The organism is Sandaracinaceae bacterium (assembly GCA_020633055.1).
Lineage (GTDB): Bacteria > Myxococcota_A > Polyangia > Polyangiales > Houyiibacteriaceae > JADJJE01.
Genome location: JACKEJ010000016.1, coordinates 129,765 through 148,491, shown reverse-complemented (window position 1 = coordinate 148,491; position 18,727 = coordinate 129,765). Strand labels below are relative to the sequence as shown.

Below are 18,727 nucleotides of genomic sequence, written 5' to 3'. Positions count from 1 at the left end.
CGGGCGCGTGCGAGTGGGCTCCGCGCGGAGCGCGGGTCAGAGGCGGTAGGGGAAGTTCACGTTGAACGTGGCTTGCCGGAAGGGCGGGACGCGGGCGCCGCGCACGGCGTTCGCGATGCAGGAGTTGCCCGCGAAGGGTCCGCCCGACACGTTGGCCGAGGTGACGCGCCCGTTGCTGGCGAAGGTGACCGCGACCGTTGCCGTGCCGCTGGTGCCGTTGCCGCACGCGCGCACCGCTGCGGCGCGACCGCCGAGGGCGCTGGAGACCGCCGAGCGCGACGGGGTGTCGGGCAGGTCGGCCGAGGCGGACTCCATGGGCGCGACGGCCATCCCGAGCAGGTCGTCGATGCTCGCGGACATCGAGCTCGTCATGCTGGGCGCGGGGGTGGCGGCCGGTGCGCTGCTGGTCATCTCACTCGCCGCCGGCGCCGAGCTCATGCTCGTGGCCGCAGAGGGTGTCGAGCTGCCGCGGGAACGTGAGCTGCTGGACGAGGAGCCGCTGCTGCCGTGGCTGTCGTCCGTGGCGGCTGGAGCCTCGGCCGGGGCCGTCCCCTCGGCGGGGGCAGCTGCGGGGGCCGTCCCCTCGGTCGGCGCCGCGGCGGTCGTTCCCGTGGTCTCCGCAGCTGGCGTCGGGGTGGGCGCGGGGGCCTGCGTGACCACTTCGCGAATCTCCGGGGGGCGCGTGAGCACGAAGCCCACGGCGCCGACCGCCGCGAGCACCGCGACGGCAGCCGCGATCAGCACGACCTTGTTGTTGCCCCCGCTGGCCGCCGCCGGCTGGGCAGGTGGCGGCTCCGCCGCGACCGGCGCGAGCACCGGCGCGCCGAGCGCGGAACCGAGCGATGGCCCCGCGCCGATGGCCAGGAGGTCGTCCACCGGCGCGGCCTTGGGCGCGCTGAGCGGCGACGCGGCAGGGACCGCGGCCGTGGCGCTCGCCAGGGCGCGGATGTCGATGAGGCCGGAGCCCTCGCCCATGGCCATGCCACCCGAGGAAGCCGGCAGGCCCGCGCCACCGAGCGGCGAAGAGGACCCGCCCAGGGGCTTGCTTGCGGGCTTCGCGGCTTCGCCACCGGTCGCGAGCGCTTGCAGGTTGCTGAGCGAGAACAGGACGGAGTTCTCGTTGCGTTGACCGGTCATGGCCGAGCCGGCCGACACCCGTGGGCTCGGCGTGGACGCCACCACATCGTCGCCCCCGCCGAAGAGGTTTCCGCCTCCCTCGCTCGCGAACAGGTCGTTCCCGCCGCCCGCGCTCACCCCCGCGCTGGCGGCGGCCTCGCTGCCGAAGAGGGCGCCCGCGTCGCCGCCGCTCGCCGCTGCGAACGGGTCGCTCCCCGAGTCGTCGTCTGCGACGTGATCCGCCCCTTCGCCGCCGCTCCCCAGGGCAGCCATCAGCTCGGGCACGTCATTCAGCGCCTTCCAGCCGTCGAAGCCCTCCTTCCACACGTACGACTCGTAGTCGACCGTGCCTTCGGACAGCATCCCCGCGATCTGCAGCGGCGTGAACGGGCCCTGCTGCTCGCCGTCGAGCACCAGGTGCCATGCGGCGTCTCCGCCATAGTCGAATACGCGCGTGGCTTCGTCTTCGTCGTTTCCGCCCTCTACCTGGTCACCTCGGACGACGATGACGTTCGAGCACTTCTTGCAACGAATCTTGAAGACCTTGCCGGCGACCTTTTCATCCGCGATGGAATACTTCGCGGAGCAGCTATCACAGACGATTTTCATTTCCTGGCGGTCCTCTGGTCTGCTCGGAGGGGGCTCCGAGACGGGTAAATGCGGGAATCCCTTGTCGGGACGTGATGATAAGCGCGCGAAGCTCGTTGGATCAAGATCGCGCTGTGTCTCGTTCATACCGAACCGCGAGCGCTGTCATCCTTGGGTGCCGAGTGGCACGAGATGAGCGACGTGCGAGCACACGGAGGGCCGCGACACGATCCTGGCTCCAGGCCAAGGCGGGCGGGCGCGAGGGGGTCAGTTGACGGTCGTGAGCGAGCTGCCGTCCTTGCCGCAGAACGTGACGTGCTGCGCGTAGCGCTCGCCGCAGCTCGGGCAGATGCGCGGGAGCGCGTCCCGGGTGGTGTCCTGGCGGCGGTAGAGCGTGTACGGCACGAGGACGGCTCCATCGTGCGGGCAGAATTCCGCGTCTGCGGGGTAGCCGCGCCGGCAGGTCGGGCAGATCATGCCCCCAGTGCGCAGTGGGTTGCTGCCGTGGGGGACCAGGCGCTCCCCGTGCTTCGCGCAGAAGCGCTCTCCGCCCGTGCCAGGAGCACCGCACACGGGGCAGCTGACTGGCTCGTTGGAACCGAGCTGGGCTGCGGCAGGCGCCGCGCTGGCCTCGGGGGGCGCGTCGAGGGTCACCGCGCGTGCGCGAGCGGCCGGGTCGGCGGCTGGGTCCGGGCGGGCCACGGGAGGCAGGGCGGCCTTCTGTGGGATGAGCGCAGTACCCGAATTCTCGAGCGGATTGGCGGGACGCAGCTTCGGCGGTGGCGCTGAGGTTCGGTCGGAAGGCTCGTCCGACGTGGCCGTGCGCTGGGGGGCAGGGCGCCGCCGCACACGGAGGACCAGCAGCGCGAATCCGCACGTGGCTCCCAGCAACAACAGACCGACCCCGATCAGCAGCGGCAGCCGTCCGCGCCCACCGGAGGTGATGGCGGCCACCCCGGACGCGTGCTCCGATTCGGCTCGGTCGATGCCGCCCGTGTGCTCGCCCGTCTCGCGGTCTCGGACGGCGATGAGCCCCGACAAGTCGGGTGTCCGGACGGTCACCTCGGCTCGAGCCTCGAGCGTCCCTGCCGTGGCGGTGATCTCGTACGCACCCTCGGCCTCCGCCGCGTTGGCCGTGGTCACGAAGCAGCGACCGTCCATCCGTCCGCTCGTCCCAGGAGGGCCGGCCACGCGCCACTCGATGCGTGGGTTGGGTAGCGCGCACCCGGCCGCGTCCGCGACGCGCACGGCGAGGCACACACGGGCGCCAGGCTCGAACGGGCCTTCCTCGGGGACGCGCAGTCGCAGGGTCGTCGGGTCGCCGGGCGTGCACGCGCGGGTGGGTTCGGGCGTGGCGACCGGGGTGGGCGGCGGCAGCTCGGCGGGCGGCGGGGGGAGCTCGTTGGGGACGGCCAGCGGCACGGCGCGGGTCAGCGTCCGTGTCGCGGTGCGCGTCGCGGTGCAGGTGGACTCGCGCAGCTGCCAGTTGTAGGTGGTGCGCTCCGAGTACCCGAGTGTGTTGGCGTCGCGCACGGTGTACGTGTACCGGCCGCTCTCCCCACGCGGGTTGCCCGCGACCGTCGCGCAGCTGGCAGACCAGCTCTCGCCCCGCGCCGAGGCGGACACGCGACGCACCTCCGCGTTGTCGCTCCAGCACGCGTTGGTCGACCCCGAGACGGCTCCAGAGAAGCGCAGGTGGCTGCCCTCCGCGCTGATGGTCACGCGTCCGCCGGGCTCGCTCGAGGAGCCAGGGCGCGGTCCGCAGTCGGGTCCCCAGCTTTGCAGCGCGTAGCGCACGCTGAGGGGGCTGGCTTGCCATGCGCCGGTGTACGAGACCTCTTGTGCGCCCGCACGGCTCTCGAGGGTTCCGCACACGGCCATGAGCGCGCTCAACGCAAACGCGACACGCTCGCGCGGTCGGCTCGCCGCGGCCCTGCGCGGGCACGCCACCATGGGGCGCTTCGGGCGCGGTCTCTCTCGTCGCGACGCAGCGGGCATCCTGCGCAGTATCCCATAGTTCGCGCGCCGTTCACGTCTCCGAGTCGCGTCGCGCCCACGAAAAAGGCCCGGCGTGAGCCGAGCCTCGTTCGATTGTGGGAGGCGTCGCCTCAGCCGGCGGCCTTGACCTTCTTGACCTCCGCCGTGAGGGCGGGGACGGCCTCGAAGAGGTCGGCGACCAGGAAGTAGTCCGCCACCTGCGCGATGGGGGCTTCCTTGTCCTTGTTGATGGCCACGATGCACTTCGAGCCCTTCATGCCAGCGAGGTGCTGGATGGCGCCCGAGATGCCCACGGCGATGTAGAGCTTCGGCGCGACCACCTTGCCGGTCTGACCGACCTGCAGGTCGGCCGAGACGTAGCCCGCGTCGCACGCGGCGCGCGAGGCGCCCATGGCGGCACCGAGGGTGTCCACCAGCGGCTCGATGATGCTGGTGAAGTTCTCGGCGCTCTTGAGCGAGCGACCGCCCGAGACGACCACGTCGGCCTCGGCCAGATCGGGGCGCTCGCTCTTGACCACCTCGAGGCTCACGAACTCGATGCGACCGGCGGCCGCGTCGGCCACCTCGGCCACCGCGGACACGGGGCTGGCGCCGCCGCTCGGCTCCGCCGCGTCGAACTCGGTCTGACGGCCGGTGATGACCTTCTTGTCCGTGTCGATGGTGAGCGTGCCGAAGACGTTGCCGGCGTACATGGGGCGACGCAGGACGAGCTTGCCGCCGTCGTTGCTGATGCCCGAGATGTCGCTCGCCACGCCAGCGCCGATCTTGGCGGCCACGCGGGGGAGCAGGTCCTTGCCGTACGCGCTGGCGCAGGCCACGACCACTTCGTAGTCGGCCGCGACGGCCGCGATGGTGGCCGCGTGCTTCTCGCACACGTAGCCGCCGCCGATGTCGCAGGTGAGCACCTTGCCCGCGCCGAAGCCCGTGAGCTCCGCGGCGGCGCCACTGGCGCCCTCACCGACCAAGAGGATGTCGAAGTCCCCGCCGACCTGGCGGGCCATCGTCACGCCGCTGAGCGAGGTCTTGCGGACCGCGCCCTCGAGCAGCTCTGCAACCACAAGAGTCTTTGCCATGGTGTTGTTCTCCGTTCCTGTGGTGAGACTTCAGAGGACCTTCGCGTCCGTCTTGAGCTTCTGCACGAGCTCTTCGACCGACTCCACGAAGGTGGTTTGGCCCGAGCGCGCGGGGGGCAGCTCGAACTTGGTGTAGGTGAGGGTCTTTTGCGGCGTGGCGCCGAGCGACGCAGCCGTGAGCTCCTCGATGGGCTTCTTCTTGGCCGCCATGATGCCCTTGAGCGACGCGTAGCGACCGCCCTCGGCCTCGGGGTACTTGAAGTCCGCCGGGGTGACGCCGTTCTTGACCGACTCGGGCTTGAGGATGCGGTCGGATGTGGTGACCACGGCCGGGCCAGTCACCTTGATGGTGCTGACGCCGGTGTCCAGCTCGCGCTTGACCGTCAGGGTCTTGCCGTCGTCGCTGGTGGAGAGGCTCATCGCGTAGTTCGCGAGGGGCCAGCCGAGCAGCTCGGCCAGCACGGTGCCCGCGACGTTGCTGTCGCCGTCGACGGTCTGCTTGCCCATGACCACCAGGTCCGGCTGCTCCTTGTCGACGATGGCCTTGAGGATCTGCGCGACCATGTTGGAGTCGAGCTCCTGGTCGTTGGCTTCCACCAGGATGCCGCGCTCGGCGCCCATCGCGAGCCCCTGGCGCACGGTCTGGGCCGCGTCCTTGGGACCGATGGTGACGAGGACGACCTCACCGGTGCGCGTCTTCTTCGCGCCGTCTTCCGTCAGACGCAGCGCAGCCTCGAGGCTCCACTCGTCGAACGGGTTCATCTTCCATTCGAGGCCTTCCGACGTCACCTGAGTTCCGTCGCCGCTGACCTTGACCTTGTTGGCGTTGTCGGGGTCCGCAACGCGCTTGATGGGGACGAGGATCTTCACCCATTCCTCCGAGGAAAGTAGGATGCTCAGGCGTTGAGCTCACCGCTCGTCGGTGGCCACGACTGCGCGAAAATGCGGCCTCGCGCGAGCACGAGAAACCGCGTTGGATCTAGGTGGCCGAGGCCCAGAAGTCAAGCACGGACGCCTCGGGGCGCGGTTCTCGGTCGTCCTCCTCCGTGGGGCTCCTGACGTGATCGAGGTTGCGAGGGGATCGCGCGCGGGAGGGGGGAGCTCCGCGCCCGGGCTCGGTCGCGCAGGCGCTCCCTGCGGTGCCTCCCCCATTGCGGCGCGCCAAGGCGCTTGCAATGGGGCCCCCCCGACACCCGGGCGCGGAGCTCCCCCCTCCCTCGGTCACGTCTCTAGGCTCGACGGACGGGACTGGGCCTGGGCGGGACTCGGGAGGTCCGCTTTTCGGCGGAAGGGGCTCATCTGCGCGCGACGGTCGCCCGGGGGAGGGGGCGGGAGGTCCGCTTCTGGGCGGGAAGGGCTCGTCTGTGCGCGACGGCGTCCCGTTGTTCCGGTCCCCGATCCCCACGTCCCGGTGTCCTGGTGTCCCGTGGCCCGAGTCCTGGTGTCCCGGTGTCTCGCGTCCCGGTGGCTCGCGTCCCGGTGGCTTGTGACCCCGGGTTGGCAGCCCGGGTCAGCGAGCTCGGAGGCCTTCCAGGAACAGGGAGGCCAGCTGCTTGGCGGCCTTGCGGAGCGCGACGGGGTCGGCGTCGCCGCCGACAGCCCAAGTGACGGTGATGCCGTCGAGGGCGCCCCACAGGGCGCGGGCGGCGACCTTGGGGTTGATGTCGGAGCGCAGGGCTCCTTCGCGCTGGCCCTCGGAGATGATGCCGGCGATGAGCTCGATGTACTCCATGAAGAGCGGGGCCGCGTACTGCTTCAGGAGCTTGGAGCTCTGGCGCAGGTTGACCGTGACCACCTCGGCGAGATCGCGCTGCCCCTCCAGCAGGCCCAGCTGCAGCTCGACCACGCGCGTGATGCGCTCCTCGACGGTCGCGCAGGCCGCGGACTCGTCGCGCAGCACCACGAGCAGGCGGCTGATGCGGTCGTCGAAGATCGAGACCAGGACGTCGTCCTTGTTCTTGAAGTACAGGTAGATGGTGCCGTCGGCGACGCCCGCGGCTTTCGCGATCTCGCTGACGCGCGTTGCGTAGAAGCCTTTGCGCGCAAACACCTTGATGGCGGCGCGCAGGATGCGCTCGCGCTTGTCGTTGTCCGGGGCGCGGCGGGGCTTGGTCTTCGTGGCGGTGCGTGCGGTCGACATCGGGGGCTCTGGAGGTGGGCGGTCGGGCGCAACGCCCCGAGGAGGGCTCCGCGCGACTGAATGATGGTTCATTCGGCGAAGGACTTCAACGGTGTGCTACGTTCGCGGCGCTATGGTGGATCCGGGGTCGTTGCGCACGTGGAAGAAGGTGCCGTTCTTGCGCTGGTCGTTCTTGCGCATGGCGCTCGGCCGCAAGCGGCTGCTCCGCACGTGGCAGGTGGGGGACGGCCGGGAGGAGCGCCTCGCGCAGTACGTCGCGGCCCACGCGCGGCAGGGCGACCTCGGGGACGTCATTCGCGTCATCGATCAGTACGCCTACGACGAGGCCTTTCTGATCAACGTCGGGGATGAGAAGGGCGTCATCCTGGACGCGGCCGTGCGTCGCGCTGCCCCACGGCGGGTGTTGGAGCTGGGGACCTACTGTGGATACAGCGCGCTCCGCGTCGCGCGCGCGGCCCCCGAGGCGCACGTCTTCAGCGTGGAGTTCAGCGCCGCCAACGCCGACATCGCGCGTCGCATCTTCGCGCACGCGGGGGTCTCGGATCGCATCACGGTGGTGGTCGGGACGCTGGGGGACGGCGGGGGCACGCTGGGTCGCCTGCGCGCCGAGCACGGCTTCGACGCGGGCTCGCTCGACTTCGTGTTCGTCGACCACGACAAGTCGGTCTACCTGTCGGACCTGCAGCTCGTGCTGCAGGCCGGCTGGTTGCGCCCCGGGGCGATCGTGTTGGCGGACAACGTGAAGGTGCCCGGCGCGCCCGACTACCACGCCTTCATGCGTCGGGAAGAGGGCCGTGTGTTCCGTACGCGCGAGCATGAGACGCACCTCGAGTACCAGGCGGTGTTCGCGGACCTGATGCTCGAGTCCGAGTACCTCGGGGCTGTCTCACCCTGACCCTGGCGGGTCGAGGGCGCCCGCCGCCCGAGCGGCTCGAGCGCCGGTGCCCTGGCGTCTCGCGTGCCATCGACCAGCGTTGCGCCTCGCGACCGCTCAGCCCCCACGGCGACGCACAGCCTCGGCGCCCTGAGGTCGCGCGACGATGTAGCGGGGGCCGCTGCTCGCGTTGCGCACGCTGGCCGCCACGCTCGGCAACCGCGTGAGGGCTCGCTCCGCAAGCGATGCGTCGGCCGTGCGTGCGAGCTCGGCGAGCAGTGGTTGGAGGGGCAGCTCGCCGCGCAGCGCGCCCTCGATGCGGGCGGGGAGCGCGTCGAGCTCGTCCAGCGTGGTCTCGATGGCCAGCGCTGACCAGTGCCCGTAGGCTCCCCCGCCTCCTCCGACCCACACGACGTCGAGCCCGATGTTGCGCAGCTGGGCTGCGAGGGCCGCCGCGTGAGCGCGCCCGAGCAGCGCGGGAGGGACGTCCTCGGAATCGTCGCCCGAGACAGGGTCGCGCAACGCCACCAACAGGCGTGCGTGGTTCGGTGTGGCGCCCACCCACGCCACGGCGTGGGGCGAGTCGCCGACTGCCCGACTGCGGCTGGGCGCGAAGGGCTCTCCCGCCTGCAAGGCGGCTACGCGTACGGCGATACGACGTGCAGCGCGCACGGAGCTGCCGCGGACCAGCGCGACGACGTGGGTGCGAGCGCCCACGCGCAGCCGCTCGAGCGCGCGCGACACATCGCCGAGGCGGACCGCGTCGGGGCGTTCGCCGGAGCCCAACGGCGCCACACGACCTGGCTCGGCGGGGCTCAGCGCCGCCGCGACCCACGCTCGCATACGCGCGTCGGAGCCCTCGGGACCGAGCTGGGCTCGCAGCGCCAGCTTCGCGTCCTGCAGGTCGGTGTCATCGGGGGTGTGCTCGAGGGCGCAGCGGGCTGCGACGTCCACCGTACGGGCCCAGCCTGCCCCAGTGTCCTCGAACCAGAGACCCAAGCGATCGGCGTCGATGCGTGTGGCCACCGCTACGCCATCGAGTGCCCCGAGCATGCGTGCACAGCGCTCTGCGAGGGCCGTGATGGCGAGCGCCGAGCGTCCGTGCAGCGGCTCTCCATCTTCCCCGGCGCCCCCGTCGAACACGATCAGGACCCCGCTCTCGCCTGTCGGGCTCAACCCGACGTGCACGCGTCCGCCGTTCGGCAGCGCGGCGCTGACCGGCCCGAAGAGACGCGGCGCGGACCCTCCCTCCGACTCGTCGGGCAGCGCGAACTGGGTCGCGAGCGCCTCTTGCGCACGCCACGGACGCGCGTGTCGCTGGGCCTCGGCGAGCGCCCGCGCCAGCGCGGCCTCGGCGGCCCGGCGGGTCTCGGCGTCCGGATCGACGGCTTCGAGGGCGTCGGCGCGCCCCCCGTCCACGCTGATCCCGAGGCCCAGGCGGTCGCGCTCGAAGGGCGCCGTCGTCCCGGCTCCGCCGGGTTGCTGCGCCGCCCAGCGCTGTCCGAGCGCCGCGACCCCACCCGCACCTGGCCACGCGCGCGCTGGCGGCTCGGCCGCGCCCGACGGACTGCGCCACGGGCTGGCGTCTGCCGCGTCGCTCGCGCGCAGGGCGAGCGTCGCGAGGCGCATGGCCGTCGCGGAGGGCGGCTCGCGCAGGCGCGCGCTCGGCACCGTGAGCAACACCACGCTCGCACCGCGCAGCGAGAATGCGGCCAGGTCGATGCCACCGGCGGGGCCTTCGCCGACGAACGCGACGTCACGCAGGAGACTCAGCGTGGCGCGCGCGTGCTCCGCGTCGCGGGCCCGCAGGGCGACCGCCGCTGCGCCGGCGTGACCCACCTCGACGGCCACGCCAGACGCACCGCCCAGCTCGCGCCGCGCGCGATCGACGCGCGCGTGAGGCAGCCTGCGGAGCGCCGCCCCTGGTTCGTCGAGGGCGTCGGCGGGCACGTCTCCCTCCGCCACCAGCAGGGCGCGTTGGCTGCCGTAGTGTGCGGCCACGAACGCGGTGATCTGCTCCGGTGTGGCAGCCGCGTCCTGCTGCTCCTCCCCGAGCGGGAACAGCTGGGGCGCCTCTGCGCCAAATAGGGCTCGTAGCGCTGCGGCCTGAGCGGCGCGGGTCTCGTCGGCGACGGCCCGCGCGCGGTCACCGCGCAGGCGGCGGTGCGCGGCGACGAGTTCGCTCGGGGCGAGGGCGTCTGGGCGCAGCACCGCCTCGAAGCGCCGGACGCACGCGCTCAGCTCGGTCGCGGGACACGTGAGCTCGAAGGACGTGGCGTCAGGGGTGACGCGCGGATCGACGCGAGGCCCGCCGTCGCCCCGAGACAGGCGCTCGGCCAACGCAAACGCTGCGAGGGTGGCCACCTGCGGTGGCGTCGCGTCGCGGGAGCCAGCGTCCAGGAAGAGCGTGACGTGGACCGTGCCGTTCGTCGGCAACGGCCGCACGAACCAGGTGAGCTCGGCCTCGTGGGGCAGCGCTTCGCCGTCGTCTGCGAGGGGCGCGTGCACCGCGCCGGGTGTCGTCGCGCTGGCGGTGCCGCGCGCGCAGCCGAGCAGCGGCGCGGTCGCGAGCGCCGTGATCAGCGCTGCACGGAGCGGGAGCGGGCAGCGAGGGGCAGCGTGTCGCACGCGGACTGTATAGCAGCCTCGGCCCTCTGGGCTGCGCGCGAACGCCAGGAACTTGCCGCGTCATCCCACATGAACGCACAGTGTGGTCGTGATTGACCGTCGCCAAGAAAAGCGAGTCGAGGTGGGCCTCTTCGTGCGCGAGATCGTGGGAGAGTCGAGCTACTCGTCGTTCGTGATGAACCTGTCCAAGGGAGGCATCCTGCTAGAGCGTCCGAGCTCGGCCGTCGCGGAGCAGGCCGAGGCCGTGCAGCTGGAGATTCGACTGCCTGACCCAAATGGACGCCCCGACTCGGACCCCGTGTGGGGGTTGGCACACGTGGTACACACCCACAACGATGCGCCACCCTCCGAGACCTGCGAGCCGTCAGGGGCCTATCGACGCAGCGCGTTGCGCTTCAGCGCGATGGCCGAGGCTCACCGCGTGCGCCTCGAGCGTTGGCTCTCCACGCAGCCGGGTGGCGAGCGCTGGGAGGATCTGGGGCAAGGGGTGCGCGTGCTGCGTCCAGCTTGACGCGCGCTCGCGCTCCGGAGTCGGCATGGTGGTGAGCGGCTCCCCACGCCGTTCGAGCGTTCGCGTAGGGTGACTTGACGCCTCGCCCCCGGACCGGGCACGTAGCCAGCATGACCTCGCCGAGAGAGACCATGTGTGCGATCGTGCGCACGTCCGAAGGGGCGGCCCTGCGCGTGCGCCCGCGCCCGCCGCTGCCCCGGGAGCCCGGCTGGGCGCGCGTGCGGCTCCTCGTGGCGGGGCTGTGTCGCACGGACGTCTACGCAGCGCGCGGACAGCTGCCATGTGCGGTCGATCGTGTATTGGGGCACGAGGCGGCCGGAAGGATCGTCGGGCTGAGCGCGGGGACCGACCCGAGCGCAGCGCACGCGGAGGCCTTCGAGCGCGGGACGTTGGTGGCGTTCCACCCCTTCCTCGGGTGCGGCGTGTGTCCGTCGTGCGCGAGCTCGCGCCCGCAGCACTGCCCGAATGCTCGCATGCTGGGGGTCGCCGTCGATGGGGTGTTCGCGGAGGAGGCCGTGGTGCCGCTGCGGGCTTGCGTGCCGTTGCCCGGGGTGGGCGACCCGCGCGTCGCGGCCTTCTTGGAGCCTTACGCCGCGGCGCTGGCGGTGGCGCACGCAGGGCTCGCTCCCCACGCACGCACGCTGCTCGTCGGAGAAGGACGCATCGCGACGCTCACGGAATTCGTGCTGCGCCGCGCGGGGTTCACCGACGTCACATGTGCAATCGCCCCGCCCGCCGGAGAGCGCTTCGACCTGGGCATCGAGACCCGAGTCGGTCCCGGTGGGGTGGCGGCGTTGGTCGACGCGCTGCGCCCGGCTGGTACCCTCGTGTTGAAGAGCCGACCGGCGCGGCCTCTGGCAGTGGACGTCGCGCGTTGGGTGCAGCGCGACTTGACGGTGCGCGCCGTGTCCTATGCGCCCTTCGAGCGGGCTGCCGAGGAGCTGGCGGACCCTTCCGTGGACGTCGGCGCGTGGCTGGGCGAGGTCCACTCCTACGAGCGCTTTCACGCGCTGCTCACGCGCGGCGCGGCAGACGCGCGGGGACGCGTCGTCGGGGAGTCCGCGTCCAAGCCTCTCCTCGCTTGCGACGGGCGCGCATGTGCGGCTTGATCGCCCTCTGGGATCCCGTCGCGCCGCTGTCGCGTGGGGCGCTCGACGCGGGGGTCGACGCGCTGCGCTCCCGCGGACCCGACGGGTCCGGGCAGTGGTGGTCGGCGGCCCGAGACGTGGCTCTCGGACACGCGCGGCTCGCCATCGTCGACGTCACGGGGGGCGCGCAGCCGATCGCCAACGAGGACGGCAGCGTCGTCGCGATGTTGAATGGCGAGCTGTACGACACGGCCGGGCTACGCGCGGGACTGGAGGCTCGCGGGCACCGGCTGCGCACGCGCTGCGACGCCGAGCTGCTGGTGCATCTGTACGAGGAGCTGGGCGCTGAATTCGCCGATGGCCTGCGCGGCGAGTTCGCATGCGTCCTGTACGACGTGACGCGTCGTCGCCTGGTCGCGGCACGTGATCGCGACGGCGTGCGGCCTCTCTACCTCGCTCGCTCCGGGACCACGCTGCGCTTGGCGAGCACGGCGCGTGCGCTCTTCGCCGCAGGGCACGCCCCTGGCTTCTCCGCGGACGCGCTCTCCCGCGCGGCCGCGCTGCAGTACCCCGGTCCTTCCGAGACGCTGTTCGCGGGCATCACGCCGTTGGCCGCAGGCGCCGTGTGGCTCGCCGAACGCGACGGAGTTCGTGTACGGTCCCTTGCTCGAGCGTGGGCCGACAGTGCGCTCGGTGGTGTGACGCGCTCGGGGCCGGCCGACGCACGCGAGGCACAGGTGGCTCCGAGGCGCGTCACGCGCCTGGCGACGGCGGCCCACGCGCAGCTGCGCGCCGCGCTCGACGAGGCCGTCCGCGTGCGCATTCCGGACGAGGTGTCGTTCGCGTGCGCGCTCAGCGGGGGGCTCGACTCGAGCGCCGTGCTCGCGCTGGCGACGAGGGCACGCGGGGTAGCCCCGCCGGCCTTCACGGTCCGCTTCGCGGGTGACCTGCAGTGCGAGTGGGCACTCGCTGCGGACACGGCGCGTCGGTTCGAGGCGCCGCACCACGAGGTGGCCTTGGACGCGGTGGCGCTCGCGGACCTGCTGCCGCGTGTGACGCGTGACGCCGAGGGCAGCGCCATCAACGCGCATGTCGTGGGCAAGTGGGCGCTGGCTCGGGCCGTGGCGCGGGCAGGTCACAGAGTCCTGCTGTGTGGCGAGGGCGCGGACGAGGTGGCCTTCGGCTACCCTCACTTCCTCGTCGACGCAGGGCTCGCGCCGACGGACCAGCAGCGCGCCGCGCTCGGTGGCGCCATGCTGGCCGAGACCGGTCCGCCCGCATGCGCGGGCGTGTCTTCGGACCTCTGGGGCGCGCTGACCGAAGGGCTGCCGAGCTTCGTGTCCGCGAAGCTGGCGTTGGGCGCGCGCATCCACGCGCTGGGGCGATTCGGCGACTTCGTCAGCAACGCGCGCGAGGCGCTGGGGCGGTGGGCGCGAGCGGTCGACCGTGTGGACGTGAACGAAGCGAAGCCATCCGCCTTCGACGTGTGCGGGTCGGGCGAAGGGACGGCCGCCATCAGCCCGCTCGCGCCTGCGGACGACGTGCTCGAGCGCTCGCGTGCGTGGTGGCGCGCGAGCGCGTTCGAGCGATACATCCTGTCGACGCTGGGCGACGCGGTCGAGCTGGCGCATGGCGTGGAGGCCCGGCCCCCGTTCCTGGATCGTGAGGTCCAGCGCGCCTGCGCCGCGTTCTCCCCGAGCGCGTTCGTGTACCAGGGCGTCGAGAAGTGGCCGCTGCGCGAAGCGCTCACCGGCACGTTGCCCGACGCCGCGCGCGCGCGGCGCAAGCAGCCCTTCTTCGCCTCGCCCATGCTGCTGGCCGAGCGCCCGGGCCCCCTGTTCGATCTGGCGCAGGCCACGTTGACGGGCGCTCGCGCGCCAGCCTTCGTGGACCGCGCGGCTGTGGCGCGCACGCTCGAGCGGCTGCGCACCGCGACGTTGGCCGAGCGCCGCGCATGGGAGGGACCGCTGATGTGGCTCCTGACGACCGCGCTGCTGGAGTCGGAGCTGCTCGCGTGACCGCACCTCGTCGCATCACGGCTGGCGCGGGCTGGTGGACGGACTTCTTCGACGAGGACTTCGCGGCGCTCTGGCTCCGGGACGAGCGGTCGTGTGAGACGGAGGCGCGCACGACCGGCTTGATGCGCGTCCTGGGGCTGCGCCCGGGCGATCGTGTCTTCGACCAGTGTTGCGGCGATGGTCGCGTGGCGTTGCCTCTGGTCGCGCGCGGGGTGCACGTCGAGGGGGTCGATGGCGCCCGTGGCTACATCACGCGCGCCCGCGCCCGCACCGCCAGCCTACCGACCGAGAGCAGCGCGACGGCGCGCTTCGAGTCGGGAGACGCCTTCGTGTACGTCCCCAGGGCGCCCTGCCACGCCGCCATCAATTGGTACACGAGCTTCGGGTACGTCGAGGACGACACGCGCAACCTCGCCATGTTGCGCGCCGCGTACGCGGCGCTGAAGCCCGGGGGGCGGTTTGCCCTCGACTACCCTGACGTGGACCGTGTTCGGGCTCATTTCCGACCACGCACCGTGCGCGCGCGCGACACCCCTGATGGCTCGCTGATGGCGGTGCGCGAGGCGACGCTGGACGAGGCGCGTGGGATGCTGGTGGACCGCTGGACCTTCAGCGCGCCCGCTGGCATCCGGCGCGTATCCACAGGCGAGACACGTCTGTTTTCGCGCGAAGAGCTGGACGCCCTGCTGCGCGCCGCGGGCTTCGACATCGTGCGTCCCGTCGCCCCGGCGGAGGTGGGGTACCCGGCCGACGCGGGGCGGTGGATCTTGCTCGCGAAGCGGCCCGAGCGCGGGGGGGAGCGCGCGTGACGGTTCCCACGCGCATGCTCGGCGCCCCCGAAACACAGGGTGCCAACGAGCCCCGCCCACACCGCATGGGCCTGGCGCAGCGCCGCGCCATCCACGCAGGCGCGTGTCTCGTGCTGCCGCCCAGCGCGACGAGCGAGGCGCTGGTGGGCACGGTGAGGGGTCTCGTGGCGGCCGCCTTCGATGGACAGGTCGAGCACGCTCACCATGGGCGGGACGACGCTGCGTTCTTTCAGGCGCTCACCCGCGCCCGCGCGGCGCTCGACGCCGACGCGGGAGCCACGCGCATCGGACGCGCGCTCTTGGCCGAGCTGGGCGTCACGGGGCCGGGGTTTCTCGTGGACCGCATCCGCCTTCGTGGGGTGGCTCCGGGAGGGCACCGCGCGCTCGGCACACGCGACGCCTACGCGCTCCATCGCGACACGTGGTACGCCAACCCGCGCGCGCAGATCAACCTTTGGGTGCCGCTCCGGGCCGTGGGCCGGCTGGACGGGCTGTCGCTCTTCCCCGACCTGTTGCGGTGGCCGCTGCGCAACGACTCGGAGCGCTTCGATCATGGCGTCTTCCAAGCGCAGGGGGGCTTCCAGAGCGGAGTCCCGCGTTCGCCAGCCGCGTATCCGCGCCTGCTGGGCGTCCCGCCCCGGCCTGCGTGGGTCCCGGCCCTGCCTCGCGCCGGGCGGCTGCTCTTTGCTGGTGCGCAGCTGCACGGGCCGACGCCCCACGACGAATCGGAGACGCGCTTCAGCGTGGACCTGCGCTTCGTCGCGCTGTCGGACATGCGCTTGCGGCGGGGGGCCCCGCAGGTGGACGACCGCAGCCGCGGCGACGCGTCGAACGCGTACGTGGCCGCGTCCTGGGACCTGGAGGTGGCTGGTTGAACGAGCTGGGGCAGCGGCTGGAGCGAGCTCTCACCCAGCACGCCGCGCGCGTGGCCGTGTTGGATCGTGGCCGCGCCTACCTCTATGGGCAGCTGTCCGCACGCGTGGTCCAGGTCATGGCGACGTTGCGCGAGGCGGGCGTCTCCGAGGGAGCGCTCGTCGCGTTGGGAGGGGGGCGCGACGTCCTGCGCGTGGCGGACCTGGTCGCGCTCTTCAAGGTCGGGGCGTGTCCGCTCCTGCTCTGTCCGCGGTGGCCGCGTCGCTACCAGGAAGAGTGCGTCCGGCGCAGCGGGGCCACGTGGTCCCTCGCCGCAGGGCGCCTGGCGTCGACGCTCGTCGCGCGTGGCCACGACTCGCCGCGGGCGCAGCTCCCCGCCGGGCTGGCGTACGTGGTGTACACGAGCGGGAGCGCCGGCGTGCCCAAGGGGGTGCTCGTCCCGCACGCAGGGCTGCTGCCCGTGCTGGACACGCAGCGGCGCGCGTTCGGACTGGAGCCCGGGTCGCGGTCGCTCTTCATGCTCGGGCTGGGCTTCGACGCGAGCCTCTCGGATCTCGGGACGGCGATCCTCGCTGGCGCCACGCTGGTGCTGGAGGACGAGGTGGCGTGCGCGCCGGGACGTCTGGGGCAGACTCTCGCACGGCACCACGTCACGTATGTGGACCTACCGCCCGCGTACCTCAGCTCGCTCGACGAGCGCGCTCTGCCGCCGTCGCTCACGACGGTCGTGGTCGGTGGCGAGGTGCCACCCGCGCGCGACGTACGCCGCCTCGCACCGCACGTCGCGCTCTTCAACGTCTATGGTCCGAGTGAGGCGACCATCTGCACCAGTATCGCGCGCTGTGGTTCAGACTGGAGCCGGCCGTTCATCGGGCACCCCATCGCCGGGATCCGTTATTCGTTGCGTGACGGAGGAACACCCGGGCCGCACGGGTGGGAGGGCGAGCTGGTGGTCGAGGGGCCTGGCGTTGCCTACGGCTACCTCGGGGACGAGGCACAGACCCGTGAGCGCTTCCGGGATGGGCCTGTGCGCGCCTTCTGCACCGGTGACCGCGTGTGTCGCACGCCCTCGGGCGCGTGGGAGTTCCTGGGGCGCGTCGACCGACAGCTCAAGCGCCGCGGACAGCTCGTCGCGCCCGAGCACGTCGAGGCGGCGCTGCTCGGCGCGGGGCCCGTCGCCGCCGCGACGGTGTCGCTCGATGCGGACGAACAGCTGGTCGCCACGGTGGAACGCCACCCGACCGCGGCGCAGGTCGCTCCCCGCGAGCTGGAGGCGCAGCTGCTCGCCGGACTGCGCGAGGCGCTCCCGCCGTCGCTGGTGCCCGACCGGGTGAAGGTCGTCGCTGCGCTCCCACGGACGGCGAACGGCAAGGTCGCCCACGACCGTGCGAGCGCGCGTGCTGTGGCGTCGACGATGCGCGCGGCCCAGCGGAGGGCTCCTGCCTGCGCACCCACGCGAAGCGAGCCCGAGGTGCCCGGGTCCCGGCCCTCGGACGGGCGCGCGGCGCTGCTCGCGGCCCTCATGGGAGCGGCGCTGGGACGTGCGCCCCTCTCACCGGACGACGACTTCTACGCGCACGGAGGAGACTCGCTGCGTGCGCTCGAGGTCGTCGCCCGCGCGGAGGCGGGAGGTCTCGCGGTGTCCGTGGCGGACGTCGCGCGTGGTCGAACGCCGCGCGGCGTGTGCGAACTCCGCGCTTCGGACACGGTCGGGTCGTGCGCGCGCGCGACCCTCGAGGCAGCGGTGTCCGAGGGCGTCCGCGCCGTGGCGATTGCGCGTCGCACGAGCGGGACGTACGGTCACGCGGCACCGGCGTCTCTACGGGGCGCGCACGTGCTCCTCACGGGCGCGACGGGCACGTTGGGGGGCGCCCTGCTCGAGCCGCTGCGCGCCGCAGTGGGCCGCGAGGGACGCGTCCACTGTTTGGTGCGCCGCCCGGCGGCGCCCGTGAGCGCGGAGGAGGACCTCGCTGACGGGCCGGCCGCGGGGGGAGCGCCGCAGCGCGTCCTCGGAGCGCGGAAGCCCGTCCCTACGCCGGGCAGGTCCGGCTCGGCGCAGGACGACCAGGCGCCGGTCTCGTGGCTGCTGGGAGACGTGATGGATCCGATGCTCGGTCTCGCCGTCGACGCGTACGCCCAGCTCGCGCGGGACGTTGGCGTGGTGCTGCACCTCGCCGCCCAGCTGAACGCGGCGAGCATCGGCAGGACGCTGATGCAGGTCAACGTCGATGGCACGCGACACGTCCTGCAGTTCACGCTCGCGGCGCGGCCGAAGGCGTTGCTCCACGTGTCGACGCTCTCCATCTTCACGGACGCGGCGCCGCGGCCAGAGCGCTGCATGGAAGGTGACGACCTGGGCGACGTCGCCGGCTTCGCGAGCCACTATGCAGCCAGCAAGTGGGCGGCCGAGCGCTTGCTGCGCACCGTCGACCCTTGCTCCACGCGCACCACGGTCGTGCGACTCGGCCTGCTCTCCGAGGACCACGTAGGGCGAGGCGTGGCACGCGGTCACTTGGCTCGCGTCATCCGTGGCCTCGCTGCGCTGGGCGCACGTCCACATGCCACGCTGGAGGAGCTGACTTCGTTGCGGTTCGATGCGACCCCTGTCGACCACGCGGCACGCGCCTCGCTTGCGCTGCTCACGCACGACCTGCGCCACGGCGTTGGAGGCACGTACCACGTCGCGGCCGCACGCTCGGTGTCGTTGGCCCGGTTGCTGCGGGCCATGCGCCTCGAGGGCGTGGTGCTCGAGACCTGTTCGTGGCCCGAGCTGTGCGCCCGGGCCGCGGAGAGCGCGGACGCGAGCGGCGACGCCGTGTTGGCGGCCCTGTCGCTGGGGCGCCTCGGTCGTGGTGGAGCCGCCGAAGATCCTGCGCTCGACCTGTTCGCGGCGACCGGTACACACTTCTCTCTCTTGGACTCTCGACGCGCACTCTTCGGCACGAGCCTCGAACCCCCCGAGCCCGACGAGCGGATGCTGCGCCGGTACGTACGGAGCGCGCTCGCGTGAG

At 72.5% G+C, this 18,727-nt stretch carries 13 protein-coding genes; 7 read left to right on the top strand and 6 right to left on the bottom strand.

The window, feature by feature from the left end:
- Positions 1-36: 36 nt before the first annotated feature.
- The 5 genes from H6726_31380 to H6726_31360 form a co-directional block, all read right to left on the bottom strand.
- Entirely contained in the window at positions 37-1,725 is a 1,689-nt protein-coding gene (locus tag H6726_31380) for a zinc-ribbon domain-containing protein (protein MCB9662186.1), read from the bottom strand.
- Between the two features lie 246 nt (positions 1,726-1,971).
- Positions 1,972-3,585, bottom strand: coding sequence for a zinc ribbon domain-containing protein (locus H6726_31375; GenBank protein MCB9662185.1), 1,614 nt, complete (start codon positions 3,583-3,585; stop codon positions 1,972-1,974).
- A 227-nt stretch (positions 3,586-3,812) separates the two neighbouring features.
- Positions 3,813-4,775 (bottom strand): electron transfer flavoprotein subunit alpha/FixB family protein, encoded by a 963-nt coding sequence (locus H6726_31370; protein MCB9662184.1) that lies wholly within the window; start codon positions 4,773-4,775, stop codon positions 3,813-3,815.
- 30 nt (positions 4,776-4,805) lie between these two features.
- Positions 4,806-5,645: an electron transfer flavoprotein subunit beta/FixA family protein gene (locus tag H6726_31365; GenBank protein MCB9662183.1), complete on the bottom strand. Its 840-nt coding sequence runs from the start codon at positions 5,643-5,645 to the stop codon at positions 4,806-4,808.
- 640 nt (positions 5,646-6,285) lie between these two features.
- Positions 6,286-6,915: a TetR/AcrR family transcriptional regulator gene (locus tag H6726_31360; protein MCB9662182.1), complete on the bottom strand. Its 630-nt coding sequence runs from the start codon at positions 6,913-6,915 to the stop codon at positions 6,286-6,288.
- Between the two features lie 112 nt (positions 6,916-7,027).
- Here H6726_31360 and H6726_31355 point away from each other — a divergent pair, with 112 nt between their 5' ends.
- Positions 7,028-7,810 (top strand): class I SAM-dependent methyltransferase, encoded by a 783-nt coding sequence (locus tag H6726_31355; protein ID MCB9662181.1) that lies wholly within the window; start codon positions 7,028-7,030, stop codon positions 7,808-7,810.
- 96 nt (positions 7,811-7,906) lie between these two features.
- Here H6726_31355 and H6726_31350 read toward each other — a convergent pair whose 3' ends face one another.
- Entirely contained in the window at positions 7,907-10,417 is a 2,511-nt protein-coding gene (locus tag H6726_31350) for an insulinase family protein (GenBank protein MCB9662180.1), read from the bottom strand.
- 88 nt (positions 10,418-10,505) lie between these two features.
- Between H6726_31350 and H6726_31345 the strand changes: the two genes are divergently transcribed.
- From H6726_31345 to H6726_31320, 6 genes are all read left to right on the top strand, one after another.
- Positions 10,506-10,928: a PilZ domain-containing protein gene (locus H6726_31345; protein ID MCB9662179.1), complete on the top strand. Its 423-nt coding sequence runs from the start codon at positions 10,506-10,508 to the stop codon at positions 10,926-10,928.
- Between the two features lie 110 nt (positions 10,929-11,038).
- The gene (locus tag H6726_31340) at positions 11,039-12,037 is read left to right on the top strand and encodes an alcohol dehydrogenase catalytic domain-containing protein (GenBank protein ID MCB9662178.1); all 999 of its coding nucleotides are present in this window, start codon (positions 11,039-11,041) and stop codon (positions 12,035-12,037) included.
- Positions 12,025-14,034: an asparagine synthase (glutamine-hydrolyzing) gene (gene asnB / locus H6726_31335; GenBank protein ID MCB9662177.1), complete on the top strand. Its 2,010-nt coding sequence runs from the start codon at positions 12,025-12,027 to the stop codon at positions 14,032-14,034. Before H6726_31340 ends, asnB begins: the two co-directional genes overlap by 13 nt.
- Positions 14,031-14,843: a class I SAM-dependent methyltransferase gene (locus H6726_31330; protein MCB9662176.1), complete on the top strand. Its 813-nt coding sequence runs from the start codon at positions 14,031-14,033 to the stop codon at positions 14,841-14,843. The genes asnB and H6726_31330 overlap by 4 nt, the downstream gene beginning before the upstream one ends.
- The gene (locus H6726_31325; protein MCB9662175.1) at positions 14,840-15,718 is read left to right on the top strand and encodes a hypothetical protein; all 879 of its coding nucleotides are present in this window, start codon (positions 14,840-14,842) and stop codon (positions 15,716-15,718) included. The genes H6726_31330 and H6726_31325 overlap by 4 nt, the downstream gene beginning before the upstream one ends.
- The gene (locus H6726_31320; GenBank protein ID MCB9662174.1) at positions 15,715-18,726 is read left to right on the top strand and encodes an AMP-binding protein; all 3,012 of its coding nucleotides are present in this window, start codon (positions 15,715-15,717) and stop codon (positions 18,724-18,726) included. Before H6726_31325 ends, H6726_31320 begins: the two co-directional genes overlap by 4 nt.
- Position 18,727: the final 1 nt, after the last annotated feature.